Below are 16,649 nucleotides of genomic sequence, written 5' to 3' on the forward strand. Positions count from 1 at the left end.
TCCGACCGTCGTTCAAGGTGAAGTCGAAAGATGTTTACACACCTAGGTGCTTCGAGAACAGTGCTGGATGCAATGGCGCTAGGTTAGGTGCATGCTGCGCGCCGCCACCGAGGACGATGTCGACACGATTCGCCGGCTGCGGAACCAGCAGGCCAATCGTGACGTGAGCATCACCGCGCACGAGATCACCGCCGACGAGCACGCCGCGTGGTGGGCGAAGACGTCGGTGGACCCCTCGCGGCGGGTGCTGATCTACACCCGCGACGGCGCGACCGCCGGCGTGGTGAACTTCTTCGACCTGGACGGCACGTCGGGCGCCTGGGGGTTCTTCCTGGACGCCGACGGGCTGGCCGAGCGGGGCGAGACACTGCCGGCGTGGATCGAGATCATGCGCGAGGCCACGACGTACGCGTTCGACGAGCTCGGCCTCGACGTACTGACCGGCGAGGTGCTCGAGCACAACACCGTGGTCCGGCAGATGAACCGGCGGTTCCGGTTCACCGAGGGCACGCCGGAGACCCGGTACGCCGACGGGCGCGAGATCACCGTGATACCGATCAGCCTGCGTCGCCAGGACCGTAGAACCCAGGGGAAGCTATGAACACCATCGAGATCGGCGGCGTGAAGGTCGGGCCGGAGCACCAGCCGTTCGTCATCGCGGAGATGTCGGGGAACCACAACGGCGACCTGGAGCGGGCGCTGGACATCGTCCGGGCCGTGGCGGAGACCGGCGCGCAGGCGCTGAAACTGCAGACCTACACCGCGGACACGATGACGCTCGACCTCGACCTGCCCGCGTTCCGGCTGCCGGCCGAGCACGAGCTGTGGAGCGAGGCGCGGCTCTACGACCTGTACGAGGAGGCGCACACGCCGTGGGCCTGGCACGAGCCGATCTTCGAGCTGGCGACGTCGCTCGGGATGGTCGCGTTCTCGTCCGCGTTCGACCCGACCGCGATCGACTTCCTGGAGAAGCTCAACGTCCCGGCGTACAAGGTCGCGTCGAACGAGATCGGCGACCTGCCGCTGGTCCGCGGCATGGCTGAGACCGGGAAGCCGATCATCATCTCCACCGGGTCGGCGACCCTCACCGACATCGACGCCGCGGTCCGGGCCGCCCGCTCGACCGGCAACGAGCAGATCATCGTGCTGTCCTGTACGGCGAGCTACCCCGCGCCGCCGGAGCAGTCGAACCTCCGCGGCATCCCGGTCCTCCGCGACGCCCTCGGCGTACAGGTCGGCCTCTCCGACCACACGATGGGCATCGGCGCCGCGGTCGCCGCGGTCGCACTCGGCGCGACGGTGATCGAGAAGCACGTGACGCTGAAGCGCGTCGACGGCGGCGTCGACTCGGCGTTCTCCCTCGAACCATGGGAGCTGGAGCTCCTGGTCGAGAGCGCCCGAGTGGCCCAACTGTCCCTGGGCGGCCCGGTCATCGGCCCCAAACAGGCCGAACAGAACGTCCTGCGCTTCCGCCGCTCCCTCTACGTCACCCAGGACGTCGAGGCCGGCGACCCCATCACCGGAGAAAACGTCCGCTCCATCCGCCCCGCCGGCGGCCTCGCCCCCGACCTCTTCCCCCAGGTCCAAGGCCGCCCCTTCCGCACCGCCACCAAAGCCGGCACCCCTCTGACCTGGGACCTGCTCTGATGTACCTGTTGTTTCCCGGGCGGCATCATGTGTTGACCCGTTTTCAGGGGGAGTTTTTGCGGGAGCATGCGGGGCGGACCGTCGTGTGGGCGGTGACGTCGGCCAATCATCAGACCACGAAGCGGAATCCGGTGGCGTTCGATCGGCGGGAGGCGGCGATCGAGCGGTTCAGTGTGGCGGAGGGGATCCGGTCGCTGGTGGTCGGGGTGGTGGACACACCGCCGACGGACGAGTTCGCCGAGGTGACGGTGAAGGCGATCGAGGCGGGGACCGACGACCTCGTGCGGTTGACGCCGGAGAACACGGTGGTCGCGTGTTCGACGCCTGAGGTGAGCAAGCTGTACGAGCAGCTCGGGTACGCCGTGATCGGTGTCGAGCCCGAGGGCACGGCGCGGCCGTGGGACGTGCTGCTGATGATTGCTGCCGGCAACGAGCAGTGGAAGCAGCTCGCGCATCCGGCGACCGTGGACGTCTTCGAGCGGTACGCCCTGGACGCGCACGTCGCCCGCTGCGTGAACGACCCGGTCGTGGGCGACGACGGCGGCCTGACCACGACCCGCGACTACAAGACGTACGCCGACGCGTTCGAGACCGCGGCGGACCGAAAATGGCTGCAGATCAAGGACTTCGTGCGCCCGGGGCGGATCCTCGACATCGGCTGCGCGACCGGCGCGACGCTGCAACTGGTCGACGCGGACCCGCGCTTCCACGAGTCGGACCTGATCGGCGTCGAGGTCGCCCGGCACCTGTACGCGGAATGCGTGCACAAGAAGGAGCAGGGCCTCTTCAGCAACCCGAACGTGTACTTCTATCAGCGCAACATGCTCGGCTCGGCCGCCAAGAAAAATGGATGGAGTCCCGCCCGGTCGATCGACACCACGCTCACGCTCGCACTCACCCACGAGATCTGGTCGTACGCCGACGGTTCGCGTCCCGACACAGTCCAGCGGTTCGCCGACGCGCTCTACGCGCACACAGCTCCGGGCGGTGTCTGGATCAACTCCGACGTCTGCGGCCCGGACGAGCCGGATCGTCCCGTCGTACTGCGGCTCGACGACAGCGACGGCGAGAACCCGGACGACGTCGCCGTACTGGAAACGCTCGGCGATCCCGCGGCGTACGTGGGCAAGCTGTCCACGCGGGCGAGGTTCTTCCAGTTCGCGCACGACTTCCGGCGGAACGCGAAGGTGCCCTTCGAGTACGACGTCCGCGGCGACGGGCTCGTCCTGCGCCTGGCCGACGCGATGGACTTCCTCACCCGGAAGGACTACGTCGACAACTGGCTGAGCGAGACCCACGAGCAGTTCTGCGGCCTGAACTTCGCCGGCTGGTCCGCGGTCGCCGAACGCGCCGGCTTCACCATCGACCCGTCCTCCAACGCCTGGCGCAACGACTGGGTCGTTGACAACCGCATCACCCCGGTCGCCACCATCACCACGCCCACCGGCGACCCCGTCGACTGGCCGGTCACCCACCAACTCCTCGTCGCCCGCCGCTGACGCGGCTTGCCCGTTGAGTTGGAGGGTTGCCCCCTGAGATTTTCAGTGGGCAACCCTTCAGTTGAAGGGATGCCCCCTCAGCTGGAGGGTTCGCGCGCGGGGGGGCAGGAGCGGGGTGCGCGGGGCGGGGGTGTGGGAGGGGCGGGGGGTGTGGGCGGGGGTCTACGTGATTTCCAGGTGCAGTGTGCCTGCGAGGGGGCGTACGGCGAGGGTGTGCGCACCGCGTTGGATGGTCAACGGCAGGCGGCTGGAGAGGAACGGTTCGCACTGGACCGCATGCGCCGTACCGTCGAGTGCCGTGGCGAACAGGATCCACTCCGCCGGCTCCAACGCCGCCATGTCCACCACGGCGGCCCAGCCGTCGTCGGAGACGGTACGGCGGCACTCAACGTCCACGTGGTCGTCGGAGCCCGGCAGGTACCGTCGCCAACTGAAGGCGGCCTCGCCCCAGTCCGGCCCGCGCACCACCAGCATGGTGCCCGCGACAACGGCCGCGGTCGCGGTCATCCGGATCGGCGACTCGTGCAGGTTCACGTATCCGCCGGTCGACCGGGTCAGCATCACGACCCGCCCGCCTTCCGCGTGCGAGACGAGCCGATCGCCCGCCGTCCACAGCAGCACCTGCTCGCGCCCCTCCGGGCTGCGCATCCGGAACGCACGCGTCGTCCGCTGACTGAACGGGTCGTCCGGGTTCGTCTCCTCGAGGATCGGCCGGATCGGCACCCGCGCCGTGAAGTCCCGGCCGTCCAGCTCGAGCGGCACCTGCTCCTCACCACCCGACAGCGGCCGGCTCACGAACAACGACGGCTCGTCGAACGCCGACCGCCCGTGCAGCACCAGTGCCTCGGGCGTCTGCTCGACCGACGTCAACCGGCACGGATCCGACAGCCGCCGTACGGCGAGCGCGCCGTTCGTGCCCGGACCGGGCTGGATCCAGTTCGTCTCGTCGATCCACGCACCGGGCGGCCACCCGGGACTGCCCGCCTTCTGACCGCGCAGCACGTCCCGCCTGCGGATCCCGCCGACCCGCAGCCGGACGTCGAAGTGCGACGGACCGGCCGTGCACTTGGCCAGCAGGTCCCGGTTCACGCGGACCTCGAACCCGACCATGCTCTGCTCACCGCGGAGATCCGTCGCGGGGTACCGCCGTACCGGGAGCCGGTAGTTCTTGCCGGCGATCACCAGACCGATGCGCAGGTCCGACGGTTTGGACTGCAGGTGGCGGATCTCGGCGGTGCCGCGGACGGACAGCTCGCCGTCGATCCACGTCACCTCCAGCACGCTGGTCGCGAGGGTGAAGTCGGACTTGGTCAGCTGCAGGTGTTCCTGCGCCGCGTCCGGGTCGAGGGCCACCTTGTGGAGCAGCTCGAGGTCGCCCGCGCGGAGCGCCGCGAACTGCAGTTGGGCCAGGCGCGGAGAGTTCACCAGCACGGCCTCGTCCAGCCGGTCCAGGAGCTCGGTGGTGAGCTCGACCAGGTGCTGCTCCTCCTCCGGCGGGACCGTGCCGAACGCGGACAGGATCGCGTGCAGGTCGATCTGGCGGAAGTGCGCGTGCACCCGGTGCCGGATCACCGGCAGCGCGTCCTCGACCTGGTCAAGCACCAGACCGGCCGAGACGACCCGGTCGCGAATGTTCGCGAGCTGGAACTTCTGCTGCGTGATCGAGTCGCCCGACTCCCGCTCGCGCCAGAAGTACACCGGCGCCGCGATCGTGTCGACCGTCACCGCGTCGAGGTGCGCCTTGAGCGTGACCGGGTAGTCCTCGTACCGGATCGCCGGGAAGCGGTAGCCGTACTCGTCCCAGAACGACCGCCGGTACACCTTGTTCCACACCATCCGGTCCAGCACGAGCTGCGGCGTCTCGGAGATGTGCGTGGCGAGCAGGTCGGCCGTGAACGCCTGTGCGTGCAGCCACGACGGCCGTACGCCGTAACTGTTGTTGAACCGTCGCGCGTTGCCGCCGGCGAAGTCCGAACCGGTCCGGTCGAGCGCCCGGATCAGCAGTCCGAACCCGTGCCGTGTGACCAGGTCGTCGCTGTCGACGAACGTGACGTACTCCCCCGTCGCGTGCTCGACGCCGGTGTTCCGCGCCGGACCGAGGCCTGCGTTTTCCTGCTCGACGATCCGGAACCGTGGGTCCTGCGCGCACATCTCCTTCGCGATCACGGCACTGTCGTCCGGCGAACCGTCGTCGACGAGGATCGCCTCGAAGTCGGTGAACGTCTGCCGCGCGATCGAGTCCAGGCAGTCCCCGATGTACGCGCCCACGTTGTAGAACGGGACGACCACGGACAGGCGCGGTGTGCTCATCGCTTCCGGATCCGGCGGGCGAGCTTGCGGGCGACGACCTTCGGCTTGCGGACCTGGGCGGCGTGGAAGATCACCCGGGACACGGCGTACGTGCGGGAGCCGCGGATCCGCTCGTGGGCAACGGTCAGCCGCTGGAGCTGGCCGCGGAGTTCGCGGATGCGGTTCTCGCGGGTCTTCATCGCCTTGTTGCGGAAGCCGAGGGTGCGCTCGAGGCCGTAGACGTGGCCCTTCAGCTCGAACAGTTCGTGCTTGGCTTCCTCGGCTTCAGCGAGGGCTGTGCGGACGTCGACCGTGGTGGTGCCGGTCTCGAGTACGGCGTTCAGCGCGGCGGCCAGCTCCTTGCCGCGCGCAACTTGTTCGGCGGCGGCGGTCGCGGTGTCGGGCGAGGTCGCCTGGGTCTGCTCGGGCGGCTCGATGCCGGACATGCCGAGCCAGGCGGAGACGAGGTCGTCACCCACCATCCACGGCGGCCACGGGTGACGGCGGTGCTGCCCGATCAGCCGGTCGTGGAAGCGCGACCAGGCGGCGGCGAGCAGGTCCTGCTTCTCGACCGGCTCCTCGGTCACCCATGCGGATACTCCGTGGGAGAAGGAGTCGCCGTCGTAGATGACGTCGTCCCACCGGACGATCACCCGCGAGTCGGTCACCCACTCGCCCAGGTCCGCCGCGAGCTTGCGGAACGCCGGCACATCCTCAGCCGAAGCCAGCCGGAACAACAGGCTCTCCACGGAAACGCCCGAAGGAACGGTGCTGGGGACAACTGCGGGATCAAAGAACAGAAGGTCCGCCGAGTTCATGGCGGCACCGGTGGTCGAGGAGGGCTCGGGTGTGGTGTCGCCCGTCAGGGCGACGGCCCAGCCGGTGAGGTTTTCGTCGGCGGTGAGGACGGTTTGGGCTGTCTGGGCGTAGATGTCGTGGGTGGGCTGGGCGCCGGCGATCGCGAGCCAGCCGGTGGGGATCGAGGCGAGCAGGGCGGCCCGGGCCGCGGTGTCCACGCCCTCACCCGCGGGCGACAGGAGCGGTACGTCGACCGACTCCAGGGCGCCGGCGGCCAACCGGGTCGGGAGCTCGCCGGGGCGGGCCTCCGTGGCGACGTCGGCGCGGACGAAGGTGCGGTTGCCGAAGTCGGCGTACACCTCGGCCTGCCACGGGAGCGCGGTCTTCAGCTGCTCGACCGAGACAGGACGCGTCGGGTCGTCGTGCAGTGGACGCCACTCGTCGTCGCCGTGCCGCTCGTCGGCGGGACGGCTGTCCAGCAGGTTCAGCAGCGAGAACTCGTTCTCCAGCCCGAGTACGACGACCGCGTCCGGAGCGGCCAATGCGGACACAGCGGCGAGCCGCTCGGTCCACGAAAGGTCGGCGCTGTCGTACCCGAGCACCCGGTCGAGCCCGTCACTCGCGACGATCACGTCGTACGGCTCGGCCCGCAACCCGTCGAGCGCGCCCGCGATCACCTGCAGGCACGGCCCGAAGTCCTCACCCAACTGCTGTGCGTCGGCGACCGAGCGCACCAGCATCGTCACGTCCGAGGAGTGTGCGAGCACCGACTCGATCAACTGCGGAGCGTGCGGCCCGAGGATCAGCGTCCGCCGGTTCGCGGGGACGACATCGCTCAGCAGCGCCGCGAGCGCCGGCCGCGCCACCGTGTGATCCGTCCACGGCTGCATCTCCCCGCGGACCACCTGAACCTCAGACACGCTCTCTCCAATCGAACAGGCTGCGGAGCTCCGCGGCTGGCACCATCCAGGGTTTGCCGAGTTCCAGGTCGGTCGTCGCCCGCGCGGCCTCGAGGTCGACGGATTTGCCGAGCATCTCCGGCCACAGCCGCTCGATCCGGCTCTGCCCGCCGAACAGCGGGTTCTCGCCGTCCATCTCCATCGGGTCGCCGTACACCGCCGGCTCGCACCCGGCCGCGACGCCGTAGAAGATCGCCGTCGACAACCGGTTCGCCGCGACCCGCTTGTGCTTGCGCAGCTCGGCCAGCTGCTTGAACAGGAACCGTCGGTCGGTCCCCTCGTAGGAGAACCCGCGCCGCCCGAACGACACCACCCGGAACCCGGCGTCCTCGTAGAACCCGCGCACCTCGGGCCGGTCGTACTCCGTGTAATACAAGCTGAAGGTGACCGGGCCGGGCTCGGTCTCGCGGATCTCGTCGATCAGCCGCTGGTGGTCGCCGTGGATCTTGCCGCCCTCCCACCCATGGAAGAGGAACCACAAGGTGCCCTCACGCTCGACCGGCTCCTCGGGCTCCGGCTCGAGCTCCATCAGGTAGAGGAACGGCGCGCCGATGCTGTGGTAGTTCCGCCGCCCCAGCGCGTGCCCGCGGCGCTTCGGCGCGTCGCTCCAGGTGAAGCGCCACGCACCGTCGTAGAACTCGTGCACCGGGTTCCAGCCGCAGCCGATGTTCCAGCCGTGCTGTAGGTAGCCCCGCAGCCGCGGCGGGTGGTCGAAGTCGAACCCGGCGTACCGCGAGAGGATGTGCGCCTGACCGTAGTAGTGGTTGTGATGATGCAATTCAGCGCACCTCGACGTGCAGAGTGCCGGCATGGGGTCGGACAGCGAGCGCGTGCGTGCCACGTGTTATTGCCAGCGGCAACCGGCTGCACAGGAACGGCTCGCACTGTACGGCGTGCGCCGTACCGTCTGCGGTGGTAGCGAACAGAATCCAGTCGGCCAGCGCCGCCAGCGGATCGACCGAGACCCGCACTGCGGTGACCGGGATCAAGGCGTCCAGATCGGCCTCGGCCGCCCAGCCCTCCGCGGTCACGGTACGACGGCACGGGACGTCGAGATGCTCGTCGGAGTCGGCCAGGTACCGCCGCCAGCTGAACGTGACGTCCCTGCCCGCCCATCCGCGGACGACCAACTGGTTGCCGTCAGCAACCGCCTCGACAGCGGTCGTCCGGATCGGCGACTCGTGCAGGTTCACGTACCCGCCGGTCGACCGGGTGAGCGTGACCAGCCGGCCGTCCTCGATCTGCGACACCGCCGCGTCGCCCGCGGTCCATAACAGCACGCGCTGCTGCCGCTCGGGCCCGCGGACCCGGAACACCCGGGTCGTCCGCTGGCCGAACGGATCGTCGTGGTTCGCCGCGTCGAGGATGTCCCGGATCGGCAGCCGGGCGGTGAAGTCCCGCCCGTCGATCTCCAGCGGCACCTCCTCCTCGCCGCCGACCACCGGACGGCTGAGGTACAGCTCGGGCTCGTCGAACGACGCCCGCCCGTGCAGGATCAGCTCGTCGGCGGTCCGCTCGACCGCGGTCAGCCGGCACGGATCCGTCAGCCGCCGCAGTGAGAACCAGCCGTACTTCCCCGGCCCGGGCTGGATCCAGTTCGTCTCGTCGATCCAGGCGCCGGGCGGCCAGCCGGGGCTCCCCGGTCCCTGGCCGCCGAGCATGCCCTTGCGCTCCCGCCGGCCCGACCGCATCCGTACTTCGAAATGCGCCGGGGCACCCGTGCACTCGCCGAGCACGTCCTTGTCGAGCAGTACCTCGAACCCGACCAGCGTCTTGTCCCCGTGCAGGTCCAGCGCGTCGTACCGGCGGACCTCCAGCGGGTACGTCTCCTTGCCGACGGCCAGTGCGACCTCGAGGGCCGACGTACGGCCGGTCTCCAGGTGGCGGATCTCCGCGGTGCCCTTGACCGACAGCTTGCCGTCGACCCAGACGACCTCGCGCACGCTCGTCGCGAGGGTGAGGTCCTGGTCGCGCAGCCGGTACAGCGCCCGCGGTACGGCGGACTCGCCGCGGCCCGGGTAGTTGTAGTCGAGGTGCTTCGACCGGCGCGGCCTCGCCACGGCGCGCGCTCCGCCGCGGAGCCCGCCGGAGTTGCGGAAGACCGCGAGCCGCCGGAGCAGGTCGACGTCGCCGGATCGGAGGGCGGCGTGCTGGATCCGGTCGTACCGGTGCGTGGCCGCCAGGACGTCCTCGTCGAGCCGGCCGACCAGCTCGCGGGACAGGTCGACGAGCGCCTGCTCGTCCTCGGCCGGGACGGTCCCGAACGCGGACATCAGGGTCAGTACGTCGATCTGCGCGAGGTGCGCGTGCACGCGCCGCCGAACCACCGGGACGGAGTCCTCGACCAGGTCGATCACCATCCCGGCCGAGGTCACCCGGTCGCGGATGTTGCCGAGCTGGAACTTCTGCTGCGTGATCGACTCGCCAGACTCCCGCTCGCGCCAGTAGTAGACGGCCTGCGGGATGGTGTCGACGGTGACCGCGTCCAGGTGCGCCCTGAGCGCGACCGGGTAGTCCTCGTACCGGATCGGCGGGAACGTGTACCCGTACTCGGTCCAGAACGAGCGGCGGTAGACCTTGTTCCAGAGCATCCGGTCCAGGACCAGGTCGGGGAACTCCGTCACGTGCGTGGCGTGCCGGACCCGGGCGAACGGCTGCTTGTGCAACCACGAGGGCCGCACACCGAAGCTGTTGTTGAACCGCCGAGCGTTACCGCCGGCGAAGTCCGAACCGGTCCGGTCCAGCGTCCGGACCAGCGCGGCGAACCCGTACCGCGAGACCAGGTCGTCACCGTCGACGAAGGCCAGGTACTCGCCCGTCGCCTCCCGGATGCCCGCGTCCCGGGCCGGACCGGGCCCGGCGTTGTCCTGCTGGATCAGCCGGAACCGCTGGTCCCGGGCACAGAACTCCTTCGCGATCACGGCACTGTCGTCCGGCGAACCGTCGTCGACCAGGATCGCCTCGAAGTCGGTCCAGGCCTGCCGGGCGATCGAGTCCAGGCAGTCTCCGAGATAGTCACCGACACCGTAGAAGGGCACCACCACGCTCAACCGCGGCGTCACAACCGTGTGCCCTCCCTCGCGGTCGCCGTGAGTCTACGTAGCGGCAACGAGGTGGACCGTTAGGAGGTTATGCACGGGCTCGAATCCGTAGCGGGACCAGATTCGCTGGATGCCGATCTGGTGGGCTTGCGTGGTCACGACCAGGCGCCGCGTCGTACACGCGTCCTCGATCGCGGCGAGCAGGTGACCGTAGCGCCCGCGACCCTGCTCGGCCGGTACGACGCCCGCCAGCTGGATCTCGGTCCACGCCCCCTGCTCGTCGACCGCCGCGAGCGCGAGCACGCGCCGGTCCGGGCCCCGCAGTACGACGGCACCGGCCGCGGCGATGCGGCGCCGGGCCCACTCCTGCCGCCCGGCCAGGGCACGCGCCCGGTCGAACACCGGGTTGGCGCAGTAGTGGTTGCCGGCGTCGCCGAACACGTCCGCGACCAGATCGTCCACCAGGTCGTCGTCCACCTCGGGCTCGATCTGGGTGGTGAAGCCCGCCAGCGGCGCAGGCCGCTTGCCCTTGCCGACCGGCAGCGCCCAGCAGGTGACGGCGTCGGCCAGCAGCGCCTGACGCGGTCCGCTCGCCAGCGCGGCGAACCAGGTGGTCTCACGGGCGGGGTAGCGCAGCACGACCACGTCGGCGGTGGACCTCTCGACCGCGGACAGCACCTCCGAGAGGGGCGTGCCGGCCGAGGCGGACACCGACATCCGGTCGATGGAGACCCCGAACCGCTTCGCCGCATCCACGGACGGCCGCACGGTCAGTTCACCGGCCTCGAGCGCGTCGTACCAACTCATAGGCCGCCGAGCTTAAGGCATCGGAGTGACCGACCGGATGTCGAGGCACACGCTGTGGGACCTCACACCGAGTGACACAGTGCGTTCGTGGCGCGACGCATTTCACATTAGTGTTACGACATGCGCGCGAAAGCGAGGCGGCGGGGGCCGCGGACCGCGGGGCCCTCCCTTTCCGGGCTGGCCGCCGGGCTCGCCGTCGTGTTGCTGGCGATCGTCCTGCTCGCGCTGCACGCGACGTTCTTCGAGCTGGTCCGCTTCGTGCTGTTCACCGCGGTCGCGGTGTTGTTGCCGGGTTTCGCGCTCTGGCGGCTGATCGGCGGGTACGGCCGCAACCTGGTCGAGGACCTGTCCGCGGGCTTCGCGGTCGGTACGGCGGGGCAGGTGCTGGTGTACCTGGCCAGCGCCTCGATCGGTCTGCAGGCGTGGTCGTGGGCGTGGGCCCCGGTCGTGCTCGTGATCGCCTTCCTAGACGGCGACGCCCGGGCGCGGGTCTGGCGGCGGGTCGAGCGCCCGTTGCGTCCACTGCAGGCGTGGCTGCTCGCGGCGTCGACCGCGGTCGTGCTGCTGATCGTGTACCGACGCGGTCCGGGGCAGTTCCTGCCGGCGTACACCGATCCGCTGCGGGCCTATCCGGATCTGGCGTTCCAGCAGGCGCTGGCGGCGAGCGCGAAGTACGACGTACCGATCTCGACGCTGTGGCTCGGTGGCGAGCCGATGAAGTACCACTCGTTCTTCCACCAGGCGACGGCCGCGACGCAGTGGGGTACGCGGATCGACCTGACCGATCTGATCCACTCGCTGAGCTGGCTGCCGTTGTTCCTCGCCGGGTGCGGGCTGGTTTTCGCGCTGACGACGCGGCTCACTCCGCCGGCCGAGTCGGGCGCCACCTGGGCCGGGCCGCTGGCGGTGTTCGTGGCCGGGCTCGGTGGGGCTGTGCAGCCGTTGGCCGGCGCCGGGCTGGGCGGGATCTCGACCGCGGTGGCGGCGTACCTGAGTCCGACGCAGAATCTCGGCGTACTGATCGTGCTGGCGCTCTGCGTGGTGGCCGTGGACCTGCTGCGGGCTGACGGCAGGCCGCGCAGCCGGTGGGTCCTGCTGGTGCTGCTCGCGCTGATCGCGGCCGGAGCGAAGTCGACGATCCTGCCGGTGGTCGGTGTCGGGTTCGCGTTCGCGTTCCTGCAGCTGGGACTGGCGCGGCGGAGTACGCAGCCGGCGTTCGTCGGCGGGCTGCTGTCGTTGACGGTGTTCGTGGCGGCGTTGATCGCGATCTTCGGCGGCAGCACGTGGGGGACGGAGATCAAGCCGTTCGAGACGTTCGTCCAGCTGGCGCCGTACCAGCTGGTGATCTCGAACCCACATGCCCAGCTGCTGTCCGGGATGACGACCCTGCTGAGCTGGGGATTGGCGGCCTCCGGGGTGTTCTTCCTGGGCCGGAGGTGGCGGGACACCGGGGCGGTGTTCCTGGCCGGCGTCGCGGTCGCGGGGTTGCTGGGGACGTTGCTGACGACCCAGTCGGGCGTCAGTCAGCTGTACTTCCTGCGGACGGCGTTCCCGGTGATCGCCGTCCTCGCGGCCGCCGGCCTGGCGAATCTGGTCGGACGGCTCGGGGATCGGCGAGCCGTGGTGCTGGTGGGGTCGGCCGGGTTGCTCGGTCTGGTGGCGTTCGCGGTCGCACGTTCGCTGTCCGCCGACCTGCGCGGCATCAAGGGCCCGTGGCTGTGGACGGCCGCCGCGGTGGCGGTTGTCGCGGTCCTGGTGGCCGTCGTGTGGAAGCTGGCGCGGCGGCCCGGGAACTTCTTCGTGGCGTTGGCCGGTGGCGCGGTGGCGGCGTGCATGATCGGCGCGGCCCTGGTGCCACTGCAAGCGTTCGTGTCGGACACAGCGTCGCGCCTGGTCTTCGCACATCCGTTCCGCGGCGGCGCGACAGCGGCCGAGGCCGGTGCGGCGCGGTGGCTGCGGCGCAACAGCGAGCCGGGCGACCTGATCGCGACCAACGCGCACTGCATCATCGAACGCGACGGCCTCTGCGACAGCCGGCACTTCTGGCTCGCTGCGCTCTCCGAGCGGCCGGTCCTCGTCGAAGGCTGGTCGTACTCGAACCAGGCGAACCGGATCGCCCTCACCACCGACAGCAATCCGAGCCTCATCCCGTACTGGGACCGCGCGAAGCTCGCCGCCAACGACACCGCGTTCAAGTCGCCGTCGCCCGCGGCCATCGAGCGGCTGCGCGAGGCCGGAGTCCGCTGGCTGTACGCCGACAACCGGGCCGGCGAGGTCTCACCGGCACTGCGCAACTACGTCCGCCTCCGGCACGCCACGCTGGACGCGACGATCTACGAGGTCAAATAAGCCCCAGCAGCGCGTCCGCGACCCGCTCGCGCCCTCGGCCGTCGACCAGGTCCCACCCGGCTCGTGCCAGCCGGCCCCGCTCGGCCGGGTCGATGAGCAAACGCTTGAGGATGTGGTCTGCGGACGACACGTCCTGCTGCAGCGCACTCAGCAGACCGAGCCCGGCCGCGGCGCCGGTGTCGACAGCACGTTCGTACCCCATCACCTGGTTGTCGACCACGCACACCAGCCCGGCCGTCGCCCCGAGACACAGCAGCTCCCACGTCGACGTACCGGACGCGCTGATGGTGAGATCGGCCTCGCGGACGCGGGACGCGAGCTGATCCGTCGGGCCGATGACCTCGAACTGCTGATGCGGCTGCACCTCGACGGCGGCGATTCTCGCGGCGAGATCGGCCCCTGGCGCGACCACGGTCGCCTCGAACGGCAGCCCGGTCGCGGCCAGCGCGCGGGCGACGTACGGACCGGCGCCGAAGGCATCCGTGCCGCCGAAGAACGCGAAGACCTTGGGTACGGCGCTCTGCCGGTCGGCGGGTGGTGTGGCGGGACGGTGGTCGAGGATCTCGTCGCGGATCATCACGTACGGCAGGCCGGCCAGGCGGACCGAGCCCCGCGGCAGCAGCGGGTCGTCGAGCTCGGCCGCGAGGTTCTGGTCGACCAGCACGTCCGCCTCGGCGCCCCGGAAGTCGCCGTCGACGATCGCCAGCGTCGGCAGGCCGGTCGCCCGGACGGCCGGGTAGACGGCCGCGTCCAGGTCGTAGGAGTCGAACACGACCCCGTCGAGCCCGAGCTCGCCGAAGAGCTCGACGTGCTCGGCCGGCTCCCAGACCGCGGGCCGGACGGCGATCCCGCGCGCCGCGATCTGCTCGGCCGCCCACGGGACGGTGTGGGCGTCGCAGACGAAGACCAGTTCGACGTCGCGGCGCCGTACCTCCTCGGCGAGCGCCAGGCACCGCATCACGTGACCGATGCCCCGGGCCGGCCCCACATCACATCGCACCCCGACGCGTTTCACGAGCCCAGCGTACGTTTGATGACAGTCGGCTGAGACAGTGGATTGAGGTGGTCGCTCACCGGGCAGCTATTGTTTCGAGGCTGCACCGCGTGTGCGCAGTTCGGAACTGTCCGTCAGAAGGGTCCCGCTCGCTTGTCAATCCTCACCGGCTCCGACATCTTGATCACCGGCGGCACCGGGTCGTTCGGGCGGACGTTCGTACGGCACGTGCTGACGCGCCTGGACCCGCGCCGGATCATCGTGTTCAGCCGCGACGAGCTCAAGCAGTGGGAGGTCCGGCAGTCGTTCGGCGACGACCCGCGGCTCCGGTTCTTCATCGGCGACATCCGCGACCGTGCCCGGCTGAACCGGGCGATGCACAAGGTCGACTACGTGGTCCATGCGGCCGCGCTGAAGCAGGTGGACAGCGGCGAGTACAACCCGTGGGAGTTCGTGCAGACGAACGTGGTCGGGTCGCAGAACGTCATCGAGGCGGCCATCGACAGCGGTGTGAAGCGGGTCGTCGCGTTGTCCACCGACAAGGCGTCCAGCCCGATCAACCTGTACGGCGCGACCAAGCTGACCGCGGACAAGCTGTTCATCAACGGCAACCACTACGCGGCGGCGTACGACACCCGGTTCAGCGTCGTGCGGTACGGCAACGTGATGGGCAGCCGGGGCTCGATCATCCCGAAGTTCCGCGCGCTGCACGCGGCCGGCCAGTCGCTGCCGATCACCGATCTGCGCTGCACCCGGTTCCTGATCACGCTGCCGGAGGCGGTCGAGTTCGTGGTCGACTCGTTCGACCTGATGACCGGCGGCGAGCTGTACGTACCGCGGATCCCGTCGATGAAGGTGACCGACCTGGCCGAGGCGATCGCGCCCGGCGCGCGCATGCACGACGTCGGCCTGCGCCCCGGCGAGAAGCTGCACGAGGAGATGATCAGCCCGGAGGAAGGCCGCCGCGCGCTGATCCTCGGCAACCGGTTCGTGCTGCAGCCCGACCTCGCCAGCTGGGGCTACCAGCCGCCGGCCGACGGTACGCCGGTACCGGACGGGTTCCACTACGCGTCCGACACCAACGACCGCTGGTACTCCATCGAGGAGATCCGCAAGATCCTCGAGAGCGACGTCTGACGTGCTCCCGTACGGACGCCAGTCGATCTCGGAGGAGGACATCGAGGCGGTCACCGCCGTACTCCGCGGCGACTGGCTGACCACCGGCCCCAGGGTCACCGCCTTCGAGCAGGCGGTCTCCGAACTGTCCGGCGGTCACCGCGCGGTCAGCTGCACCTCGGGCACCGCGGCCCTGCACATCGCGTACGCCGCGCTCGGCGTCGGACCCGGCGACGAGGTGATCACCACCCCGATGACCTTCGTGGCCACGGCGTCCTGCGCCGCGATGCTAGGCGCGAACATCGTCTTCGCCGACGTGGACTACGACACGGGCCTGATCGATCCGCGGGCTGTGGAGGCGTCTCTCACCGATCGGTCCCGGGTCATCAGCGCAGTCGACTACGCCGGTCAGGCCGCCGACTACGACGCACTGCAGACGCTTGCCGATCGGGTGGGTGCACAGACGCTCGCCGACGCCGCCCACTCGGTCGGGGGCAGGGCGGACGGCCGCCCGGTAGGCGACCTCGCCGACGTCACCACGATGTCCTTCTTCCCCACCAAGAACCTGACCACCGGCGAAGGCGGCGCGGTCGTCTGCAAGGACCCGGCGATCGCCCAGCGCGCCCACGAGTTCCACTTCATCGGCCTCGTCCGCGACCCCGCACGCTTCGAGATCACCGACGAGGGCCCGTGGCACCAGGAGGTCCACGAGTACGGCGTGAACTACCGCCTGACCGACCTCGGAGCCGCGCTCGGACTGTCCCAGCTCCGCCGGCTCGCGGCCTTCAAGCACCGCCGTACCGAGATCACCGCCCGCTACAACGCGGCCTTCGCCGGCGTGGACGGAGTGCGGACCCCGGTGCAGCGCGCCGGGGTCGACCCGATGTGGCATCTGTACCCCCTCCGCATCCTCGACGGCCGCCGCCGCGAGATCTTCGAGCGGATGCGCGCCGCCGGGATCGGCGTACAGGTCAACTACATCCCCGTGTACTGGCACCCAGTCTTCGCCCACCAGGGCTACCCGCGCGGCCTGTGCCCGAACGCGGAGCGGTACTACGCCGAGCAACTGTCCCTCCCCCTCTTCCCGGACCTCACCGACGGCGACGTCGACCGGGTGATCGAGACCCTTCTGCAGCTGGTTGGCTAACGT

Annotated in this window: 12 protein-coding genes; 6 read left to right on the forward strand and 6 right to left on the reverse strand. The window is 70.0% G+C overall.

Annotated elements, in window-relative coordinates; genetic code table 11:
* The first annotated feature begins 91 nt into the window (after positions 1-91).
* The 3 genes from BJY22_RS03140 to BJY22_RS03150 are packed head-to-tail and all read left to right on the forward strand — an operon-like array spanning position 92 to position 3,146.
* The gene (locus BJY22_RS03140) at positions 92-601 is read left to right on the forward strand and encodes a GNAT family N-acetyltransferase (protein ID WP_167203660.1); all 510 of its coding nucleotides are present in this window, start codon (positions 92-94) and stop codon (positions 599-601) included.
* Positions 598-1,647: a pseudaminic acid synthase gene (pseI, locus tag BJY22_RS03145; protein ID WP_167203661.1), complete on the forward strand. Its 1,050-nt coding sequence runs from the start codon at positions 598-600 to the stop codon at positions 1,645-1,647. Before BJY22_RS03140 ends, pseI begins: the two co-directional genes overlap by 4 nt.
* A gap of 56 nt (positions 1,648-1,703) precedes the next feature.
* Positions 1,704-3,146 carry a class I SAM-dependent methyltransferase gene (locus BJY22_RS03150; protein ID WP_238350282.1) on the forward strand — a complete coding sequence of 481 codons (1,443 nt, stop codon included), beginning with the start codon at positions 1,704-1,706 and terminating at the stop codon, positions 3,144-3,146.
* 162 nt (positions 3,147-3,308) lie between these two features.
* Here BJY22_RS03150 and BJY22_RS03155 read toward each other — a convergent pair whose 3' ends face one another.
* From BJY22_RS03155 to BJY22_RS03175, 5 genes are read right to left on the reverse strand one after another with little or no spacing between them, the layout of a single operon-like run.
* Positions 3,309-5,456 carry a glycosyltransferase family 2 protein gene (locus BJY22_RS03155; RefSeq protein ID WP_167203663.1) on the reverse strand — a complete coding sequence of 716 codons (2,148 nt, stop codon included), beginning with the start codon at positions 5,454-5,456 and terminating at the stop codon, positions 3,309-3,311.
* Positions 5,453-7,153, reverse strand: coding sequence for a hypothetical protein (locus tag BJY22_RS03160; protein ID WP_167203664.1), 1,701 nt, complete (start codon positions 7,151-7,153; stop codon positions 5,453-5,455). Before BJY22_RS03160 ends, BJY22_RS03155 begins: the two co-directional genes overlap by 4 nt.
* Positions 7,146-7,970 (reverse strand): DNA replication complex GINS family protein, encoded by an 825-nt coding sequence (locus BJY22_RS03165; protein ID WP_167203665.1) that lies wholly within the window; start codon positions 7,968-7,970, stop codon positions 7,146-7,148. The genes BJY22_RS03160 and BJY22_RS03165 overlap by 8 nt, the downstream gene beginning before the upstream one ends.
* Position 7,971: 1 nt before the next feature.
* On the reverse strand, positions 7,972-10,254 hold the full coding sequence (locus BJY22_RS03170; RefSeq protein WP_167203666.1) for a glycosyltransferase: 2,283 nt from the start codon (positions 10,252-10,254) through the stop codon (positions 7,972-7,974).
* A gap of 33 nt (positions 10,255-10,287) precedes the next feature.
* Positions 10,288-11,040: an N-acetyltransferase gene (locus tag BJY22_RS03175; protein WP_167203667.1), complete on the reverse strand. Its 753-nt coding sequence runs from the start codon at positions 11,038-11,040 to the stop codon at positions 10,288-10,290.
* 120 nt (positions 11,041-11,160) lie between these two features.
* On the opposite strand from BJY22_RS03175, the gene BJY22_RS03180 reads away from it, so the two are divergent.
* Positions 11,161-13,389 carry a hypothetical protein gene (locus BJY22_RS03180; protein ID WP_167203668.1) on the forward strand — a complete coding sequence of 743 codons (2,229 nt, stop codon included), beginning with the start codon at positions 11,161-11,163 and terminating at the stop codon, positions 13,387-13,389.
* Here BJY22_RS03180 and BJY22_RS03185 read toward each other — a convergent pair.
* Positions 13,382-14,404 carry a PseG/SpsG family protein gene (locus BJY22_RS03185; protein WP_337758101.1) on the reverse strand — a complete coding sequence of 341 codons (1,023 nt, stop codon included), beginning with the start codon at positions 14,402-14,404 and terminating at the stop codon, positions 13,382-13,384. The two genes, BJY22_RS03180 and BJY22_RS03185, sit on opposite strands and share 8 nt — an antisense overlap.
* A gap of 132 nt (positions 14,405-14,536) precedes the next feature.
* Here BJY22_RS03185 and pseB point away from each other — a divergent pair, with 132 nt between their 5' ends.
* Together pseB and BJY22_RS03195 are read left to right on the forward strand one after the other, a co-directional pair.
* Positions 14,537-15,520 carry a UDP-N-acetylglucosamine 4,6-dehydratase (inverting) gene (pseB, locus tag BJY22_RS03190; protein ID WP_167203669.1) on the forward strand — a complete coding sequence of 328 codons (984 nt, stop codon included), beginning with the start codon at positions 14,537-14,539 and terminating at the stop codon, positions 15,518-15,520.
* 1 nt (position 15,521) lies between these two features.
* Entirely contained in the window at positions 15,522-16,646 is a 1,125-nt protein-coding gene (locus BJY22_RS03195) for an aminotransferase class V-fold PLP-dependent enzyme (RefSeq protein WP_167203670.1), read from the forward strand.
* Positions 16,647-16,649: the final 3 nt, after the last annotated feature.

Origin of the sequence: Kribbella shirazensis (genome assembly GCF_011761605.1) — a bacterium.
Lineage (GTDB): Bacteria > Actinomycetota > Actinomycetes > Propionibacteriales > Kribbellaceae > Kribbella > Kribbella shirazensis.